Source organism: Qipengyuania sp. 902 (assembly GCF_051195295.1).
GTDB lineage: Bacteria > Pseudomonadota > Alphaproteobacteria > Sphingomonadales > Sphingomonadaceae > Qipengyuania.
Genome location: NZ_JBNJLJ010000003.1, coordinates 15951 through 33688, shown reverse-complemented (window position 1 = coordinate 33688; position 17738 = coordinate 15951). Strand labels below are relative to the sequence as shown.

The following is a 17738-nucleotide window of genomic DNA, read 5'->3' as shown; positions in this document are numbered from 1 at the left end:
GCAGCGTCCAGTGTGCAAGGCGGCTTAGCTGGCTCGCGCGTCGCTTTCGCGTGCCGAGGAGCTCTGGTCGCCGAAATCGACCGCGGTCACGTTGCTCGCGTCGTCGTCGGACAGGCGGCCCTGTTTCTGCAGGCGCTCGAGCACCTTGTCGGCAGGTTCCGGGCGACCGTAGTGATAGCCCTGTCCCTTGAGCTTGCCCATCGCCTTCAACGCCTCGAGCACCTGCTCGTTTTCGACGCCCTCGGCCGTGATCGGCAGCTTGAGGCCGTCGCCCATCGAGATGATCGCATCGACCAGCTTTCCGCCATGCGCTTCGTCGGTCAGCTCCGAAATGAAAGCGCGGTCGATCTTGAGCCGATCGAAGGGCAGGGTGCGCAGCTGCGAGAGACTGGAATAGCCGGTCCCGAAATCGTCGAGGCTGACATGCACGCCCTGATTGCGCAGCGAGGTGATCATCGAGCGTACCATGCCGATATTCTCGTGCAGGCAGCTTTCGGTGATTTCGATGTCCAGACGGTTGGGCGGGAAATTGTGCTTGACCATCAGCTTGAGCAGCTTCTGCGCAAACCACGGATCGCGCATCTGCACGGGCGAGATATTGACCGACAGCGTCAGCTCCGGCGCCCACTGCTTGGCATCCTCGAACGCCTGCGAAATCAACCGCTCGCTCATCTCGCCAATGACGCCGATTTCCTCGGCGATTGGGATAAAGATGTCGGGTCCGATCACGCCGAGTTCGGGCGAGTCCCAACGGGCGAGCATTTCGAAGCCTGTCAGTTCGCCCGTTTCGAGGTCGACTTGCTGTTCGTAATAGGGGCGGAATTCGCCCTGCGCGATGCCGCGACGAATGCCGGTTTCCAGCTCGTTGCGGAAACGCAGCTCGTTCTCCATCGGCGGTTCGAACCAGAAGAAGCGGTTCTTGCCCTGCTTCTTGGCGTGATACATGGCGATATCCGCCTTGTGCATCAGCTTCTGGGCCGAGACGGTGCCCTGACCGGTAAGATCCAGCTGGGTGCTCGATGCGATGCCAACGGAAATCGTGACGTCGATCGAATTGCCTTCGTGATCGACCGGCACGGCGACGCTTTCGATCATGCGCGAGGCAAGCTGGTCGATCCGGTCGGGAACCTGCGGGTGATAGGGGACGACACACAGGAATTCGTCGCCGCCCAGGCGCGCCAGCAGGCCGCCCTCGGGCATAAGGCGCTGGATCCGGCGCGCGATCGCCTGCAAGACTTCGTCGCCGGCAAGGTGCCCGTTGAGATCGTTGATCTGCTTGAAATTGTCGAGGTCGACGGCGACTGCTGCCAGCGCGCGTTCGCGATGGGCTTTCTCGGCCAGCAGCTCGGCGAGGGCGACGGTCAGGCTACGGCGGTTGAAGCAGCCTGTCAGGTGATCCATGTCGGCGAGACGGCGCGCCTCTTCCTCGGATGCGCAGCGACGCGCGAGCTCTGCTGTCAGGGCCTTGTAGCGGTTCCAGCCGAGGAGAATGAGCGCGATGTTGAGGAGTAGCGCATTCGTCAGTGCGAGATCGGGCGATGGCGCTGCACCCTGGAAGGCGCGGATAAGAGTCGGCAAAACGACGCCGGCAGTGCCGACGAAAAGGATGATCGCGGCCAGTGCGATTCCGAGCGTGACCATATCGTGCTTGCGTGTCGCGGGCAGCGCAGCGCGACCGGCGCGTTCTGCCTTCGACGACGCTGACGATTGCTCAGACAATGAGGACCCCCAAGAATTCGATCTGATCGAACTATCGGGCGCACCCTAAGAAGCGGTTAACCTCGCAGTTTCGGGCCGCGGGTCTGGCCACGGCAACCCCCAGGGGCTAGGCCGCGGCCGCAAGACCCGGAACACGAAGAGGACGAAGCACGCGATGCGCTATTGGCTGATGAAATCGGAACCCTTCAAATATAGCTGGGACGACCTTGTCGCCGAGAAGGAAGGCACGTGGGACGGCGTCCGCAACCACCGTGCCAAGAACAATCTCGCGGCCATGGAGGTCGGCGACCAGGCGTTCTTCTATCACTCGCGCGAGGGGCTGGAGATCGTCGGTATCTGCGAGGTCAGCGTCGCGGGGATCACCGATCCGACGGATCCGGAAGGCAAGTGGGCCGCGGTGAAGGTAAAGCCCAAGACCAAATTGCCGAGTCCGGTCACGCTCAAGCAGATCAAAGCGGAGCCCCAACTTGCCGACTGCGAACTGGTGAAACTGTCGCGCCTTTCGGTGGCGGAGATCAAGCCGGAGGAATGGTCGGTCATTCTCGAGATGGCGGGCATCTGACGCGGCGAAGCGCAGGAACGGCGCGGCAGGGCCCGTGGTTGGTGGCGTGAAGCACACTCACTAGGAGAACCCAGTGAACCGTTTCGAAAACAAGACTGTCCTGATTACCGGCGGTACCAGCGGCTTCGCCCTCGAAGCTGCCAAAACGATCGCCAACGAAGGCGGCCGTGTCGCCGTCACCGGCCATAGCGACGACCATCTCGAAGATGCGCGCAAGGCATTGCCGGAAGGATCGCTCGTGCTCAAGAACGATGCCTCCGATCCCGGCGCTGTTGCTGACTTGGCGAAGGCGGTACGCGAAAAGTGGGACGGCATCGACGGGCTTTGGCTTAATGCAGGCTATGGCAAGTTTCGCCCGAACCAGAAGAACGACGCCCATTTCTTCGACCAGATGATGAACACGAATGTTCGCGAGCCGGTCTTGCAGATGGCCGAGCTGATGGACGACATCAAAGACGGCGGTGCGGTGCTGCTCAGCGCTTCGGTCGCGCCCTATCTCGGCCAGGCGCAAGGCGCGGTTTAAGCCGCGACCAAGGCTGCCTGCCTCTCGCTCGCATGCAGCTGGACCAGCGCGCTGGCGGAGCGGAATATCCGCGTGAACGCGGTTTCACCTGAGCCGATCGAGACAAACTTCATCAACCGCGCCGATATGGATGAGAAGCGGGAAGAGCAATTCCGCGAACAGGTGAAGTCGCAGGTCCCGCTCGGTCGTTTCGGCGATGCAGAGGAAGTCGCCAACGTCGCGCTGTTCCTGCTGTCAGATGCCGCGTCTTACGTGACGGGGTCGGAATATATGGTGGATGGCGGGATGACGAAGCGCTGATGTCGGCTTGTCGCACGGTGCTTTCGGACTGGCGTAACCCCGCGGAACCACAGGGCTGATTTTCCGTTAATTGCCTGTAACAGCGCAGAAAATCGCGCTCCACAGCATAGGAGAGAACCCATGGGTGAACTTACCGAAAAGATCAAAGGCAATGCCAACGAAGCCGCCGGCAATGTGAAACAGCAGTCGAACGATCCCGAGACGCGCGCCGAAGGCCGCCAGCAGGAAGCCAAGGGCGAAGCCCAGCAGTTCAAGGGCGAAGTCGAAGGCAAGCTTGGCAACGACGTCTAAGGCTGTTTAGATAACCAGAAAGAAGGGTCGCTCCGCAATACCGGGGCGGCCCTTCTTGGTGCCTAACGTTCGCGCAGCCCGCTGACGCTTGCGCCGCTCGCTGCGAGTTGCTCGATGTCGATGCGGCAATGGATCAGGCGCAGTCCGCTGCGGCCTTCGGCAGCCACGAGCGCGTCCTTGAACTCTTCGGTCGTCTCCGCGGTCGCGGACCAGCCTCCGAAGGCTTCGGCCAGTTTTGCGAAATCGGGATTGGCGAGGCGCGTCGCGCTGATCCGGTCCTCGCCGGGAAATTCGCGTTCTTGGTGCATGCGGATGGTGCCGTAAGCGCCGTTGTCGACGACGATCACGATCAGTTTGGCGCCGTGCTGAACGGCAGTCGCCAGTTCCTGCCCGTTCATCAGGAAATCGCCGTCACCCGCCGCGGCGACAACCGTTCGCTCCGGAAAGCGCAGCGCAGCAGCCACGGCTGCTGGCACGCCGTAACCCATCGCGCCGCAGGTCGGTGCAAGCTGGCTGGGAAAGCCGTTATAGCGCCAGTACCGATGCCACCAACCGGCGAAATTACCTGCACCGTTGCAGATGATCGTGTCGGCGGGGAGAGTGTCGCGCATGAACTGGACGGCCTGCCCCATGTCGAGCGTGTGGCCGTTGGGGTGGGCCGTGGCCCAGTCTTCCCATTCGGCGTGTGCCTCGGCCCCGGCATCGAAGTCGATCACCTCGCCCTCGTCCCATAGCGCGGCGCTTTCGGCGAATTCGTCCATGCTGGCGCAGATCGCGAGATCGGCGGGATAGACGCTGTTGAGCTCGTTCGCATCCGGGTGGATGTGGACCAGCTTACGGTCCGGCGCGGTCGGCGGCGGGACGGTATAGCCGTCGGTCGTCGCCTCGCCGAGCCGGGCACCGACCGCCAGGATCAGATCGGCGTCTTTCGCCCGCTCGACAAGTTTCGGGTTGGGGCCGTATCCGAGATTTCCGGCGTACACCGGGCTGCTGGGCGAAATCGCGTCCTGCCTGCGGAATGCCGTCGCCACCGGAATGCCGAGCCGTTCCGCGAACAGCTGGAAATGCTCGCGGGCCTTGGGGTTCCAGCCCGCTCCGCCGACGATCGCGAGCGGCGCGGCGGCATCGGCGATCAGCGCCATCATCGCCTGCATCGCGTCGGGGCAGGGTGCTTGCGCCGGGCGCTCCACTCTCGGGCGCGGCGTGGCGTCGGTATTCCGGCTCAGCATATCCTCGGGCAACGCCAGCACGACCGGCCCCGGTCGGCCCGAGATGGCGGTCGCATAAGCGCGGGCGATATACTCCGGAATACGGTCCGCGCTGTCGATCCGGGCAGCCCATTTGGCGATTGGCGTGAAGAATGCGCTGAGATCGACCTCCTGGAAGCCTTCGCGGTCGCGCATCGAGCTGTCGACGTCGCCCACGAACAGGATCATCGGCTGCGAATCCTGCATCGCGACATGTACGCCGATGCTCGCATTGGTTGCGCCGGGGCCGCGGGTGACGAAGGCCACGCCCGGCCTGCCGGTCATCGCTCCGTCGGCGCAGGCCATGAAGGCGACGCCGCCCTCCTGTCGGCAGGTGACCACATCGATCGCGTCCTGCTGGCCCAGACCGTCGAGCACCTGAAGAAAGCTTTCGCCCGGGACGGTGAAGATCCGGTCGCATCCCTGCTCGATCAGGCAATCGACCAGCAGGCGGGCGGCGGCGGGGGTGTGGGTCTCTCTCATGGTAGCGCGACTACCCCCGCTCCATGCGGCTGGCAATCGGCGAACATGGTTAATTTGTGCCGTTTCGTACCGTTTTGCGACAGTTGAAAGCCGGGGGGATACCAAACAGTTAAGAAAGCGTTAACTCCTACTATGAGACGCGCACTTGTCCTTTCGAGCGAAGCCGCCCGGCACTGGTTCCGGGCAAGTCTGCCACAGCGCCGCATGGCCTTTGCCGATATACCGGCCAGCGAGCCGGTCGGCTGGGCTCTCACCGCCAGCGACGTGCGCGGTGTCGCGACGACCTATTTCGCGACCGTCGCCGCGGTTCTCGCCTTCATCATCTAGGCTCCCGCTGCGGCCGCCACCTCGGCTGCGGCGTTTTCAGCCGCGACCAACCGCTTGCCGAGCCAGGCCGAGAACAGGCACATCGCCGCGCACAGCAGAACCTGCTCGGTAATCGGCACGCCTGCCACGCTCAGCGCCATGGCGGCGAGCGAGCCGGCCACCATCGCACCCGAATTGACGATATTGTTCGCCGCGATCGTGCGCGATGCTCGGTCGGGCGAAACGCGCGTGGTGAGGAAGGCGTAGAGCGGGACCACGAACATGCCCCCTGCCACCGATATCCCGAGCAGGCAGAGCAGGAGGATCGCGGCCATGGGCCAGGCGATGAACTCACTCACGGACAGCAGGGTTTGCGGCTGGTCCGCCTCCCACATCTTCGCGACCACGTAGAACGCAACCACAAACAGCCCCATGACGATCACCGATACCGGCGAGTAGCGCGCCGAAACGCGGCCCTTCAGCAGCGCATTGACCGCGATCGACCCGATCGCGACGCCGATGGAGAAGACCACGAGGAACAGGCTGGCGACCTCCGGGCTGGCCATGATCGTGTTCTTGGCCAGCGGCGGGAACTGGATGAAGAGCACCGCGCCGATGGTCCAGAAGAAGCTGATCGCGAGGATCGCGTAATAGACTTCCTTGTTGTGCATCGTGTCGCGCACCAGCTTCACCGAGGCGCGCAGGATATGCCAGTCGAGCTTCTCGATCTCGCCCATGGGCGGGGCGGACGGAACCTGGCGGCTGACGAGATAGCCGATGCAGGCGGTCACAATGATGCCGATGGCCGCCCAGCCGGTGTGGTCCACCGCGATCGGCCCGGCGAGGATCGTGCCCGCGAGGATCGCCACATAGGTCCCCGCTTCCACCAGCCCGGTGCCCGCCAGCACCTCGTCTTTCTTCAGATGCTGCGGCAGGATCGCGTATTTGATCGGGCCGAGGAAGGTGGATTGCACGCCCGTCAGGAACAGTGCCAGCAGCAGCAGCGGGATCGCCACCGTGTGCACCATGATGCCGTTGTAAGCGAGGTAGAGCCCGCTCGCGCCGATGATCATCAGCCCGATCTCGCACGCCTTTACCGTGCGGATGATCTTCGCCTTGTCGCGCATGTCGGCCAGCTGCCCGGCCAGCGCGGAGAGGAGGAAGAAGGGCAGGATGAACAGGCCCGATGCCAGACCGCTGAAACTCGCCTCGGTGGCCGGGTCGCTGTAGACCGCATAGACCACGAACAGGACCATGGTGGTCTTGTAGAGGTTGTCGTTGAAGGCGTTGAACAGCTGCGTGACGAACAGCGGCAGGAACCGCCTCGTGCGCAGCAGATGCGTGGATGTAAGCATGACCCCCCGGGAATGGCCCCGTCATTCGGCGACCCGTGTAGAGGCGCAACGCCGTAGCGGACAAGGACAATCGGCGACTTTTGCGGCGAGCCGTAACTCGCTAGGGGAGGGGCGATGCTCACCTTGCCCAACATCCTGACGCTGACGCGCATCTTCGCGATCCCGTTGCTGGCCTTCCTGCTGTGGTGGCCGGGGTGGGAGGAAGGCTATCTCGCCGCCTTCGTGCTTTACTGCGCGATGGGCATCACCGACTATTTCGACGGCTACCTCGCGCGCACCAGCGGGACGGTATCGAAGCTCGGCATCTTCCTCGATCCGATCGCGGACAAGATCATGGTCGCCGCGGTGATCCTCGTGCTGGCGGCGCAGGGCGTGCTGCGCGGGCCATACGTTGGCGACGCGCATGTGATCGCGGGGCTGATCATCCTGATGCGCGAGATCGCCGTGTCGGGCCTGCGCGAGTTCCTCGGCCCGCTGCAAGTCTCGGTCCCCGTCAGCCGCCTCGCCAAGTGGAAGACGACCTTCCAGATGATGGCGCTCGGCTCGCTCATCCTGGGGCAGGGCCTGCCGGACTGGACCGTGATGGTCGGCGCGATGGAGGCGAATGTGCCGCACACCTACGGTCTCGTCAGCCTGTGGGCGGCGGCGGTGCTGACGGTGATTACCGGGTGGGACTATCTGCGGGTCGGCTTGAAACACATGGATTGAGCGGGGGCGTGGACCGCTGACCGGGGTGTCTTGCAAAACTGCGGTTTGGGTTGAAGGGCGCGGAGAACGCGGGATTGCGAGCGATTGGACGCGGCGATGTGTCACCTTTCAGTTCGCAAACTGAAGCAAGCCAATGCGCGGCAGAAATCGCGTGTTGTGTGCTGGTGTGTTCAATCCTGCAAACATCCGATCCGAATGACAGAAAAGGCTCCTGTAGGAAAATGAGCGGAAACTCTGTCGTTTGAATGGTTTGCAGACGTAAACGACAATGGGGTTGTTCAATGGTCAAGTTCGTTCGCCAGCACACAAAGCCCGATGATACCGAGCAGGTCATCATATCTAAGCGAGATGACGGCTCGTATACCTATCAGATGCGATGGCGCGGAGTGGGGTCCACTCGGACCGGAATGCGGGATATATGACACCGCACTAACAGCCGAGACCGAAGCAATGCAGCGGGTGTCTTGGCTCGCTGTTGCTAGGCAATAGCCCGCGGTCTGCATTAGCGTGGTTAGCCTCTGGGCAGCACCGGGGCTGGCGGTGATTACTGGTTGGGATTATCTGCGGGTTGGCTTGAAGCACTTGGATTGAGTTCGGACTATCACATCCGCTCAGCCTGAGCTTGTCGAAGGCCACGCGCTGAGGCTAGCCAACCGCATGGCTTTCTATTGCTACATTCTGTCCTGCAACGATAGCAGCTATTACACCGGACATACCGACGATATCGAGCTGCGCGTTAGCCAGCACCAATCCGGTGCGCTTGGTGGGTACACGGCCAAGCGTCTGCCTGTTCGGCTCGTGTGGTCCCAAGACTTCCCGACACGCGACGACGCTTTTGATGCCGAGCGTCAAATTAAAGGCTGGAGCAGGGCGAAAAAGGAGGCGCTGATAGCGGATGATTGGGAGAGAATTTCCAAGTTAGGGAAAAGCCGACAAGGGTGACACGCTATAGGCCACCGTTGGCGAGTGGCCTTCGACAGGCTCAGGCTGAGCGGGTTTGGGGAGTAGGCTCAGCCCCGACTTATCCCGCCCGCAACTCCTCCGCCAGTAGCTCGAAGTCGTCCCGCCGGGGCGAGTTCTTGCGCCAGATCAGGGCGATCTCGCGGGTGGCGCTCTTGCTCTTGAGGGGGCGGGCGACGACCTTGGTGCCGCTCAATATGCCCGCGTCGACGGCCATTTTCGGCAGCATCGTCAGGCCGAGGCCGTTGTCGACCATCTGCACCAGCGTGTGCAGACTGGTGCCGATCATGGTGGTCGAGCCGCGCAGTTCGGGGCGGTTGCAGGCGGCGAGCGCATGGTCTTTCAGGCAGTGCCCGTCTTCCAGCAGCAGCAGGCGGCCATCGTCGATCATGCTCGGCGGGACGCTCTCGGGCGGATCGCGCGGGTCGTTTTCGGGGAAGGCGACGTAAAGCTCGTCGTCGGCGATATGCGCCGTCTCCACCTCGCCGGTCGGAAAGGGGAGGGCGAGCAGCACGCAATCGACCCGCCCGTGCTGGAGCGATTCGACCGCGTCGTGGCTGGTCTCCTCGCGCAGGAATAGCTCGAGATCGGGGCGCTCCTTGCGCAGGCGCGGCAGGAAGCGCGGCAGGAGGAAGGGCGCGATCGTCGGAATCACGCTCATGCGCAGTTGCCCCGCGAGCGGCTTGCCTGCGGCCTGCACGAGGTCCGCCAGCTCCTCCGCCTCGCGCAGGATTCGGTGCGCCTTGTCCACCACCTGGTTGCCGAGCGCAGTGAACCGCACCACGCGGCGGCTGCGCTCGACCAGCGTCACGCCGAGCAGCGATTCCAGCTCGCGGATCCCGGCGGAGAGCGTCGACTGGGAGACAAAGCTCGCCTCCGCCGCGCGACCGAAATGGCCATGCTCGTGCAGCGCCACGAGATATTGCAGCTGCTTGAGGGTTGGGAGGTAGGTGGACATGATCTCCAGTTTCTAGACCGTTCGCCCTGAGCTTGTCGAAGGGCCGTACTTCTTTTCGAGTGACGGTCCAGTCTAAAAGGACGGTCCTTCGACAAGCTCAGGACGAGCGGGACAGTGCGATCACTCCGCCGCCTGCGTTTCGACCATCTCGCTCTGCATGTCGTCGATGTGGGTCATCAGCAGGCGGCCGTCTCGTACGGCGAAGGCCATGCGGCCCTCGACCAGTTCGAGCGCGTCCTTGCCGAACACCTCGTAGCGCCAGCCCTGCAGGATCGGCAGATCGCGCACGCCGGCGGCGAGGGCTTCCATCTCGTCCGCCTTGGTCAGCAGCCGGGCGGCGACGTCGATCTCGCGAGCGCGAATCTTCAGCAGCAGCTTCAGAAGGTCCGCCACCAACGCGCCTTCCTTGCCGAGCGGCGCGCCCCGCTTGGGCTTGTCGGGCATTTCGTCCTTCGACAGCGGCTCCGCCTTTTCGAGCACTTTCATCAGACGCTTGCCGATGTCGTTGTCTTTCCATGCATTCGACAGGCCCCGCACCTTGGTGAGGTCGGGCTGTTTCTTCGGTGGGTGGCTGGCGATGTCGGCCAGCGTCTCGTCGCGCATGATGCGCCCGCGAGGGATGTTCTTGTGCTGCGCCTCGCCTTCGCGCCAAGCCGCCAGCGCCTTCAAGCGGCCGAGCACCTGCGGATTGCGGCCGGGCGAGCGGATGCGCTTCCACGCCTGGCCTGCGTCGTTGGCGTAGTTCTCCGGATCGGCCAGCTTGTCCATTTCCGCGTCGAGCCAGCCGCCGCGTTCGGTCTTGATCAGCTTCTTGAGGATCTTGGGGAAGATCTTCGACAGATGCGTCACGTCGCCGATGGCATATTCGATCTGCCGGTCGGTCAGCGGGCGGCGGCTCCAGTCGGTGAAGCGCGCGCCTTTGTCGACCGTGATGCCGAGCCAGCTTTCGACGAGATTGGCATAGCCGATCTGTTCGGACTGGCTGATCGCCATCATCGCGATCTGCGTGTCGAAGATCGGCTGAGGGGTCTTGCCGGTGAAGTTATAGACGATCTCCACATCCTGCCCACCGGCGTGGAAGACCTTGAGCACATCCTCATTGTCGCACATCAGGTCCCACAACGGCGCAAGGTCGATCCCCTCGGCCAGCGGATCGATCGCCGCGGCCTCTTCCTCGTTTGCGATCTGCACCAGGCACAGTTCCGGCCAATAGGTGTTTTCGCGCATGAATTCGGTGTCGACGGTGACGAAATCGCTTTTCGCCAGGCGCTCGCACAGATCGGCCAGCGCGTCGGTGGTGGTAATAAGGTCGTGTATCTTCATCGTATCTTTTCTGTCTGTGGAGCGGAGTACCGCCCTCGGCCTCTGCGAACCTTGACAAAAAGCCGCAGGTGCCCTGTTAGCGCGCGCGATTCCTGTTAGAGGAGCGCGTCGCCCCAAAGTCGGGACGCCCCTAGCGCCATACATCCGAAAATGGAAAGATTTTAGATGCACGCCTATCGTACCCACACCTGTGCCGCGCTGACCAAGGACAATGTCGGCGATACCGTTCGCCTGTCGGGCTGGGTGCATAACAAGCGCGACCATGGCGGCGTGCTGTTCGTCGACCTGCGCGACCATTACGGCATCACGCAGATCGTGGCGGACGAGGATAGCGAGGCGCTGCCGATCCTCGACCGGATCAAGCTGGAATCGGTCGTCACCATCGACGGGACGGTGAAGGCGCGCGACGATGTGGCGGTGAACAAGAATCTCCCGACCGGCGAGATCGAGGTCTTCGCCCGCTCGGTCGAGGTGCAGAGCCGCGCCGAAGACCTGCCGCTGATCGTCAACAGCGCCGAGGACTATCCTGAGGAAACGCGCCTCAAGTATCGCTTCGTCGATCTGCGCCGCGAGCGCGTCCACGCGAATATCATGCTACGCAACCGCGTGATCACTTCGCTGCGCCGCCGCATGACCGACCAGGGCTTCAGCGAGTTCCAGACGCCGATCTTGGGCGCATCGAGTCCCGAAGGCGCGCGCGATTATCTCGTGCCCAGCCGCCTGCATCCGGGCCGTTTCTACGCGCTTCCGCAGGCGCCACAGATGTTCAAGCAGCTGCTGATGGTCGCCGGATTCGACCGCTATTTCCAGATCGCGCCGTGCTTCCGCGACGAAGATTTGCGCGCCGACCGCAGCCCGGAATTCTACCAGCTCGACTTCGAGATGAGCTTCGTCACGCAGGAAGACGTGTTCCAGGCGATCGAGCCGGTGCTCGCTGGCGTGTTCGAGGAATTCGCCGACGGCAAGAGCGTGACGCCCGCGGGCGAGTTCCCCCGCATCCCCTATGCCGAAGCGATGCTGAAATACGGCAGCGACAAGCCGGACTTGCGCAATCCTCTGATCATATCGGACGTCACCGGCCACTTCGAGAAGAGCGGTTTCGGCCTGTTCGAAAAGATCGTCGGCGGCGGTGGCCGGGTCCGCGTGATCCCCGCTCCGAACACGCATGAGAAGAGCCGCAAGTTCTTCGACGAGATGAACGACTGGGCCCGCCGCGAAGGTTTCGCGGGTCTCGGCTACGTCACCCGCAAGGGCGGCGAGTTCGGCGGCCCAATCGCGAAGAACCACGGACCCGAGGGCATGGAAAAGCTCTATGCCGAGCTAGGGCTGGGCGAGAACGACGGCCTGTTCTTCGCCGCAGGCAAGGAAAAGGACGCCGCCAAGCTGGCCGGTGCCGCGCGCACCCGAGTGGCAGAAGAACTCGGCCTGATCGAGGAGGGCTGCTTCAAGTTCTGCTGGATCGTCGACTTCCCGATGTTCGAGTACGACGAGGAGCAGAAGAAGGTCGACTTCAGCCACAACCCCTTCTCCATGCCGCAGGGCGAGATGGAAGCGCTGGAAACCAAGGACCCGCTCGATATCCTCGCCTGGCAATACGACATCGTCTGCAACGGCTACGAACTGTCCAGTGGCGCCATCCGTAACCACCGCCCGGACATCATGTACAAGGCCTTCGAAATCGCCGGCTATACGCAGGAAGATGTCGATGCGAACTTCAGCGGCATGATCGAGGCGTTCAAGCTCGGCGCACCGCCGCACGGTGGCTCCGCGCCCGGCATCGACCGGATCGTGATGCTCCTCGCCGACGAACCGAACATCCGCGAGGTGATCGCTTTCCCGCTCAACCAGAAAGCGCAGGACCTGATGATGGGCGCGCCGAGCGTGGTCGCACCCAGCCAGTTGCGCGATGTCCACATCCGCCTCGGCGGAGCGGCGCTGGAAGCACAGAAGGCCGCCAGCGAGGCCGAGAAAACCGACATGAACAGCAACGCTGCCAAGCGCGATGCGCCGGAACGCAGCGAGGATCACTCCGGCTAAGGTCTAAAGCCTCATCGTCGGCGCAAGATGTATATGCCGACAAGGACGATGGGCAGGATGGGCAGTGCCAGTTCGACCCACGGAGCTGGCTGCAGTTGGCTTAATGGCGCGACGAATTGGATTCCAACCGCGAGAACGACCGCTGCGGTCAGCGATGCGAGCATCAAGGCCCAGACCTTCGTACGTGATATGCGTAGCGTCATGCTGTCTTCCAAGATTGGGGACCATCGGTGCGATCGGCAGCGATGGTCCCGTATGTGCTGGGCCAGCGTTCACTCGGTCCAGTCGATTTTCGAGTCGGCGTAGCTTAGCATCGTGCCGAGAGTGCCGGACACGATAGCAAAACCGGCGAGATACGGCGATGCCGGGGTCGGGACGAGAGCGGCTGCTCCACCGACACCGGCAGCTACCTGCAGCGCGGTTCCGGCATCATCGAGCGGTCCTGCACCGCCGATCAGGTCGAGTTCGTTTTGGTTGAGAGTTTGCATGGTCATGCCTCCTGTTGGCCAATCGCTTGATTGCATTGGTGCCAGCGGAGTTATCGTTTCGCTTGCGCTGTCCATATCTACCAGTGGAGCTAGCTTGGGTGCACTACCCAATCGGTAGCCGCCGGTTTAGCTGGAGAAGCGAGATACAAAACCGCACACGAAAAAGGGCGCGGATCGCTCCGCGCCCTTCCGTTGTGACTGATTGAGGGGTCAGTCGTACTGCTTTTCGATCATGTCGCCGAACTGTTCGCCTTCGCAGATTTCGTTATAGCACTGCTCGACCACGGCGCGTTCCTGCGCTTCGAGCTGGTTGCTCTCGATCGCTTCCTGGAACTTGTTCTTGATGTAGTCCTCGCCTTCCTCGACGCGTTCGGCAGCGGCTTCATCGCCGCTTTCGAACATGTCGGAGATACTGGCGAACATCTGGTGCGCCTCGCCGGTCATGGTGCCCTTGGTGACGAGATCGTCACCTTGGCGCTCGAGTTCCGCGTTCATCTGGCGAAGCGTCTCTTCACGCTGCTGGAGGCGCTGGTTGAGGGCCTGCTGCAATTGCGGACTGTCGGCTTTTTCGGCGGCCTTGCGATAGCCTTCGACCGAATCGAACGTCGTATCCGTCAGGCTCTTGAAAGTACTGCTGCTCATGGTTTGCTTCCCTTTGTAAGAGGTTGATATTGAACCAACCCCTCACACGGAAAGCGGGTCCGGGCCCAGCTGCGATGCGGCGCGGATTTGTCTCGCTTCAGCCTGCCTCTTCCACGAACACGTAATTATGCTGGGCATCCAGCAGGGTCAGCGTGCGTTTGCCGTCGCTTTCACCCACGACCAGCGGGAAGCCGAAGAAGCCCGGGGTCATCATGATGATCGATTGGGTGCCGTCGTCATTGGCTCTCGTGCCGATGGCAGTCGTGCCCGAAGTGACGGTCGCGAACGTCGTTCCACCCTCGCTGCTGATGGTCAGCGGTCCCAGTTCGTCATTCACGTAGCGCGGGGCGAGAGCGCCGAGCACCTCGGCATCGCCCTTCTCGACGATCCCTTCGCGGCCCTTCTCTCGCGCTTCCGCACCCAGCCTGACCGCTGCGGCAAGGTTCTCGTCCGCCTCGTCGTCGCCATCGTAGAGCACTTCGAGCAGCTTGCGCTGGAACAGGCCGAGCAGGCCTTGGCCGGTATCCGAATTTGTCAGCAGCACGGCGGCCACGCCGTCCTCCGGAATGAACCAGAAATTGCTCTTGAAGCCGATCAGGCTGCCGCCGTGGTAATAGATCGACTTGCCGAGATTTGCGCTCTCCATCAGGCCCATTCCGTACCAGCTGTCCTCGCCGATCGGGACGTAACGCTCGCGTCGCTTGAGCAGGTTCTCCGCAGAGACGAGATCGGTCCCGTCCGCCAGCGTTCCTTCGCGCAGCTCGTTGAGCGCGTAGAGCGCCATGTCATGCGCGGTGGACCACACGCCGCCTGCGGGGCGATAGGGGTACACCATCCAATTCCACTGCATCGGCGCGGTTTCGACCGGACCTGCGAAGCCGCGCGCATGCGGCCGCGCCCAATTGTCGTCCATCGCCTTGGCATAGTCGAAGGTCGTACGCGTCATGCCGAGCGGCCCGAAAATGCGCTCGTCCATCGCGCGGTCGAAGGCGGCGCCGATTTCCATGTCGGGATAGATCAGGTGCCCGCCGATGTAGCCTGCCGCGCTGGCCATCAGGTTGTTGTACTGGAACACTTCGCCGAAGCCGCTGGTCGGTTCGGTCGCAGCGAGCTGGACGAAGGTGTCGCTCGCCGGTGTGTCGCGGCTGGTGTTCATCACCCACTGCATGTCCTTGCGGGGCAGGCCGGTGCAGGCGCAGATGAGATGCTCGACCAGTACGCTGTCGGTCGTCTCTGCGCTGCCGAGGCGAAATTCGGGATAGACCTCGGTCACTTTCTGGTCCCAAGCAAGCTTGCTTTCGTCGACCAGCGTCGAGAGCAGCAGCGTCGCCATGCCCTTGGTGTTGGAGGCGACCATGAAGCTGGTGTCCTCGTCCACTTCCTGTCCGCCGCCGATCTCGGTCGTGCCGAGGCCGCCTTCCCAGATGATCCGGTCGTTCTGTACCAGCGCCAGTCCGACGCCGGGTATTTCGAGCCCCTCCATCGCCTCGCTCAGGTGGCCGGTCAGCTCGGCGATGCGGGTGGGCGTCAATTCGTTGGCATCACGCCCGGCGAAGCTCTCGCGCTCGAAGTCGGTCGGACGCAGCGACCCGAAGGCTTGATTGAGCTGTGCCCCACGCTTGGCAATGGTCGCGATTGCGCCATTGATCAGCACCACGGTCCAGGTGTCGCCCTTGCGCAGGCCGATGCCTTGTATGGCGAGCTGCTCGGCTGGAGAGGTCTTGTAATTGACCACGGTAATCTGATCCCAGCCATCGCGGGCCGGGGGGTCTTGGGCGATCAGGACCTCTCGGTCGAAAGCCGGGTCCAGCTTCGCCCAAGCGGCGGAAACGGCGGCTGCGCCATCGGCCGCCTCGTCGACCCCGACGACCGCTGCGGTGGCATCGCCTTCGGGCGCGGTGAAGACCATTATGTCGCCCCGCATCTCGCGGCTCCAGCCCGGGATCGGCGTCATCTGCGCGCCCGTGCCGGTGTCAAGCACTGCGGCACTTTCCTGCGGTGCGGCGTCCTGCGCCAGCAGAGGTAGCGGCGAGGCGGCGGCGAGCAGGGCGGATGCGGCAAAAGCGAGGCGTTTCATGATGATGGTCTCCTTGCGTGTTGCCCGGATAATACGCTCGCCGTGTGACAGGTCAATTGCAGGCGAGATGCGCCAGCCCCTTGCGCTCGCCCGCGGCGTTCATTAGGGCGAAAGCCAATTTCCAAACCCCCATGAATTCGAGAGGGACAAAAATGAGCGATACTGCCGACCGCGTGCAGAAGATTGTCGTCGAGCACCTCGGCGTCGAAGCCGACAAGGTGACCCAGGAGGCCAGCTTCATCGACGATCTCGGTGCAGACAGCCTCGACATCGTCGAGCTGGTCATGGCCTTCGAAGAAGAATTCGGCGTCGAAATCCCCGACGATGCGGCCGAAAAGATCTCGACCGTCGGCGACGCGACCAAATACATCGAAGAGCACAAGGACTAACGCCTAGGCGCTAAACCCGCCGCTTTTCGGCAAACTTGCTTCATTGGCGGGAACGGACAGGCCCGACCCGATAAGGGCCGGGCCTGTTGTCTTTTATTCGGAGAAATACATGCGTCGTGTGGTCGTTACCGGTCTTGGCCTCGTCACCCCCCTGGGCGGCGATGTGGAAACCAGCTGGTCCAACCTGATCGCGGGCAAGAGTGGGGCGGGGCCGATCACCCGCTTCGACGCCAGCAACCAGAAGGCGCAGATCGCCTGCGAGGTGAAGTCCAAGGACCACGAATGGGGCTTCGATCCGGACAAGCGCGTCGATCCCAAGATCCAGCGGCAGGTCGATCCGTTCATCGTCTACGGCCTCGACGCCGCCGGGCAGGCTCTGGAAGATGCCGGTCTCACCGAGATGGACCAGGCCACCAAGGAGCGCGCGGGCGTCTCGATCGGTGCAGGGATCGGCGGACTGCCGGGGATCGAGCAGGAGTCGGTCAATCTGCACGAACGCGGTCCGGGCCGGGTCAGCCCGCACTTCGTCCACGGCCGGATCATTAATCTCGTCAGCGGGCAGGTTTCGATCCGCTACGGCCTGATGGGGCCGAACCACGCCGTCGTCACCGCATGCTCGACCGGCGCCCATTCGATCGGCGATGCCGCGCGCATGATCCGCGACGACGATGCCGACATCATGCTTGCCGGCGGCTCCGAGTCGACCATCAATCCGCTCGGCATTGCCGGTTTTGCGCAGGCCCGTGCACTCAACACCGGCTACAACGACCGACCCGAGCAGGCCAGCCGCCCCTACGACAAGAACCGCGAGGGCTTCGTGCTGGGCGAAGGTGCTGGCGTGGTGGTGCTGGAGGAATACGAGCACGCCAAGGCGCGCGGCGCGACGATCTATGCCGAGGTGGTCGGTTACGGCCTCTCAGGCGATGCCTATCACGTCACCGCTCCGCACCCCGAGGGTAAGGGCGCCGAACTCGCCATGCGCATGGCGCTGAAGAAAGCGGGCATGGAGGCGAGCGATATCGACTACGTCAACGCCCACGGCACCTCGACCATGGCCGACACGATCGAACTCGGCGCGGTCAAGCGCGTGCTGGGCGACAATCTCGGCGGCGCATCGATGAGTTCGACCAAGTCGGCTATCGGCCATCTGCTCGGCGGCGCGGGCGCCGTGGAGGCGATCTTCTGCATCCTTGCGATCCGCGACCAGATCGTCCCGCCGACGCTCAACCTCGACGATCCGGACGAAGGCACCGAAGGCGTCGACCTCGTGCCGCACACGGCCCGCAAGCGCGAAGTGCATGCCGCGCTCAACAACAGCTTCGGTTTCGGCGGGACCAATGCCTCGCTGATCGTCAAGAAAGTCGACTGAC

General features: G+C 63.1%; 16 protein-coding genes and 1 pseudogene. 9 read left to right on the top strand and 8 right to left on the bottom strand.

Annotated features, from left to right (window positions below):
• Positions 1-24: 24 nt before the first annotated feature.
• On the bottom strand, positions 25-1641 hold the full coding sequence (locus ACSH0F_RS09720) for a putative bifunctional diguanylate cyclase/phosphodiesterase (RefSeq protein WP_435202271.1): 1617 nt from the start codon (positions 1639-1641) through the stop codon (positions 25-27).
• Between the two features lie 232 nt (positions 1642-1873).
• Between ACSH0F_RS09720 and ACSH0F_RS09715 the strand changes: the two genes are divergently transcribed.
• The 3 genes and pseudogenes from ACSH0F_RS09715 (at position 1874) to ACSH0F_RS09705 (ending at position 3395) form a co-directional block, all read left to right on the top strand.
• Positions 1874-2281 carry an EVE domain-containing protein gene (locus ACSH0F_RS09715; RefSeq protein ID WP_278327097.1) on the top strand — a complete coding sequence of 136 codons (408 nt, stop codon included), beginning with the start codon at positions 1874-1876 and terminating at the stop codon, positions 2279-2281.
• 73 nt (positions 2282-2354) lie between these two features.
• Positions 2355-3104: pseudogene (locus tag ACSH0F_RS09710) on the top strand (SDR family oxidoreductase).
• A 120-nt stretch (positions 3105-3224) separates the two neighbouring features.
• Positions 3225-3395 carry a CsbD family protein gene (locus ACSH0F_RS09705; RefSeq protein ID WP_278327094.1) on the top strand — a complete coding sequence of 57 codons (171 nt, stop codon included), beginning with the start codon at positions 3225-3227 and terminating at the stop codon, positions 3393-3395.
• Between the two features lie 62 nt (positions 3396-3457).
• On the opposite strand, the gene ACSH0F_RS09700 is transcribed toward ACSH0F_RS09705, so the two are convergent.
• Positions 3458-5125, bottom strand: a complete 1668-nt coding sequence (locus tag ACSH0F_RS09700) for a thiamine pyrophosphate-binding protein (RefSeq protein ID WP_435202268.1) — start codon at positions 5123-5125, stop codon at positions 3458-3460.
• 132 nt (positions 5126-5257) lie between these two features.
• On the opposite strand from ACSH0F_RS09700, the gene ACSH0F_RS09695 reads away from it, so the two are divergent.
• Entirely contained in the window at positions 5258-5452 is a 195-nt protein-coding gene (locus ACSH0F_RS09695; protein WP_435202266.1) for a hypothetical protein, read from the top strand.
• Here ACSH0F_RS09695 and ACSH0F_RS09690 read toward each other — a convergent pair.
• Positions 5449-6786: an MFS transporter gene (locus ACSH0F_RS09690; protein WP_435202264.1), complete on the bottom strand. Its 1338-nt coding sequence runs from the start codon at positions 6784-6786 to the stop codon at positions 5449-5451. The genes ACSH0F_RS09695 and ACSH0F_RS09690 overlap by 4 nt on opposite strands.
• Positions 6787-6900: 114 nt before the next feature.
• Here ACSH0F_RS09690 and pgsA point away from each other — a divergent pair, with 114 nt between their 5' ends.
• Both pgsA and ACSH0F_RS09680 read left to right on the top strand, forming a co-directional pair.
• Entirely contained in the window at positions 6901-7494 is a 594-nt protein-coding gene (pgsA, locus tag ACSH0F_RS09685; protein WP_435202262.1) for a CDP-diacylglycerol--glycerol-3-phosphate 3-phosphatidyltransferase, read from the top strand.
• Positions 7495-8151: 657 nt separating this feature from the next.
• Complete coding sequence (locus tag ACSH0F_RS09680) at positions 8152-8436, top strand: GIY-YIG nuclease family protein (protein ID WP_435202260.1); 285 nt, start codon at positions 8152-8154, stop codon at positions 8434-8436.
• Positions 8437-8515: 79 nt separating this feature from the next.
• Here ACSH0F_RS09680 and ACSH0F_RS09675 read toward each other — a convergent pair whose 3' ends face one another.
• Together ACSH0F_RS09675 and rnd are read right to left on the bottom strand one after the other, a co-directional pair.
• Positions 8516-9412 (bottom strand): hydrogen peroxide-inducible genes activator, encoded by an 897-nt coding sequence (locus tag ACSH0F_RS09675; RefSeq protein WP_435202258.1) that lies wholly within the window; start codon positions 9410-9412, stop codon positions 8516-8518.
• 120 nt (positions 9413-9532) lie between these two features.
• Entirely contained in the window at positions 9533-10735 is a 1203-nt protein-coding gene (gene rnd / locus ACSH0F_RS09670) for a ribonuclease D (protein WP_435202256.1), read from the bottom strand.
• 165 nt (positions 10736-10900) lie between these two features.
• Between rnd and aspS the strand changes: the two genes are divergently transcribed.
• On the top strand, positions 10901-12772 hold the full coding sequence (gene aspS / locus ACSH0F_RS09665) for an aspartate--tRNA ligase (RefSeq protein ID WP_435202254.1): 1872 nt from the start codon (positions 10901-10903) through the stop codon (positions 12770-12772).
• Between the two features lie 272 nt (positions 12773-13044).
• Here the strand turns inward: aspS and ACSH0F_RS09660 are convergent, their stop codons facing one another.
• From ACSH0F_RS09660 to ACSH0F_RS09650, 3 genes are all read right to left on the bottom strand, one after another.
• Positions 13045-13260: a hypothetical protein gene (locus ACSH0F_RS09660; protein WP_278327084.1), complete on the bottom strand. Its 216-nt coding sequence runs from the start codon at positions 13258-13260 to the stop codon at positions 13045-13047.
• 210 nt (positions 13261-13470) lie between these two features.
• Positions 13471-13902 (bottom strand): ferritin-like domain-containing protein, encoded by a 432-nt coding sequence (locus ACSH0F_RS09655; RefSeq protein ID WP_435202252.1) that lies wholly within the window; start codon positions 13900-13902, stop codon positions 13471-13473.
• Between the two features lie 97 nt (positions 13903-13999).
• Positions 14000-15979, bottom strand: a complete 1980-nt coding sequence (locus ACSH0F_RS09650; protein WP_435202250.1) for a serine hydrolase domain-containing protein — start codon at positions 15977-15979, stop codon at positions 14000-14002.
• A 152-nt stretch (positions 15980-16131) separates the two neighbouring features.
• Between ACSH0F_RS09650 and ACSH0F_RS09645 the strand changes: the two genes are divergently transcribed.
• Complete coding sequence (locus ACSH0F_RS09645) at positions 16132-16368, top strand: acyl carrier protein (RefSeq protein WP_435202248.1); 237 nt, start codon at positions 16132-16134, stop codon at positions 16366-16368.
• A 109-nt stretch (positions 16369-16477) separates the two neighbouring features.
• On the top strand, positions 16478-17737 hold the full coding sequence (fabF, locus tag ACSH0F_RS09640) for a beta-ketoacyl-ACP synthase II (protein ID WP_435202246.1): 1260 nt from the start codon (positions 16478-16480) through the stop codon (positions 17735-17737).
• Position 17738: the final 1 nt, after the last annotated feature.

Bases quoted from the DNA above. Each gene is read 5' to 3' on its own strand.
- ACSH0F_RS09720 (WP_435202271.1), bottom strand. From the start codon at position 1,641: ATGGTCACGCTCGGAATCGCACTGGCCGCGATCATCCTTTTCGTCGGC.
- ACSH0F_RS09715 (WP_278327097.1), top strand. From the start codon at position 1,874: ATGCGCTATTGGCTGATGAAATCGGAACCCTTCAAATATAGCTGGGAC.
- ACSH0F_RS09705 (WP_278327094.1), top strand. From the start codon at position 3,225: ATGGGTGAACTTACCGAAAAGATCAAAGGCAATGCCAACGAAGCCGCC.
- ACSH0F_RS09700 (WP_435202268.1), bottom strand. From the start codon at position 5,125: ATGAGAGAGACCCACACCCCCGCCGCCGCCCGCCTGCTGGTCGATTGC.
- ACSH0F_RS09695 (WP_435202266.1), top strand. From the start codon at position 5,258: ATGAGACGCGCACTTGTCCTTTCGAGCGAAGCCGCCCGGCACTGGTTC.
- ACSH0F_RS09690 (WP_435202264.1), bottom strand. From the start codon at position 6,786: ATGCTTACATCCACGCATCTGCTGCGCACGAGGCGGTTCCTGCCGCTG.
- pgsA (WP_435202262.1), top strand. From the start codon at position 6,901: ATGCTCACCTTGCCCAACATCCTGACGCTGACGCGCATCTTCGCGATC.
- ACSH0F_RS09680 (WP_435202260.1), top strand. From the start codon at position 8,152: ATGGCTTTCTATTGCTACATTCTGTCCTGCAACGATAGCAGCTATTAC.
- ACSH0F_RS09675 (WP_435202258.1), bottom strand. From the start codon at position 9,412: ATGTCCACCTACCTCCCAACCCTCAAGCAGCTGCAATATCTCGTGGCG.
- rnd (WP_435202256.1), bottom strand. From the start codon at position 10,735: ATGAAGATACACGACCTTATTACCACCACCGACGCGCTGGCCGATCTG.
- aspS (WP_435202254.1), top strand. From the start codon at position 10,901: ATGCACGCCTATCGTACCCACACCTGTGCCGCGCTGACCAAGGACAAT.
- ACSH0F_RS09660 (WP_278327084.1), bottom strand. From the start codon at position 13,260: ATGCAAACTCTCAACCAAAACGAACTCGACCTGATCGGCGGTGCAGGA.
- ACSH0F_RS09655 (WP_435202252.1), bottom strand. From the start codon at position 13,902: ATGAGCAGCAGTACTTTCAAGAGCCTGACGGATACGACGTTCGATTCG.
- ACSH0F_RS09650 (WP_435202250.1), bottom strand. From the start codon at position 15,979: ATGAAACGCCTCGCTTTTGCCGCATCCGCCCTGCTCGCCGCCGCCTCG.
- ACSH0F_RS09645 (WP_435202248.1), top strand. From the start codon at position 16,132: ATGAGCGATACTGCCGACCGCGTGCAGAAGATTGTCGTCGAGCACCTC.
- fabF (WP_435202246.1), top strand. From the start codon at position 16,478: ATGCGTCGTGTGGTCGTTACCGGTCTTGGCCTCGTCACCCCCCTGGGC.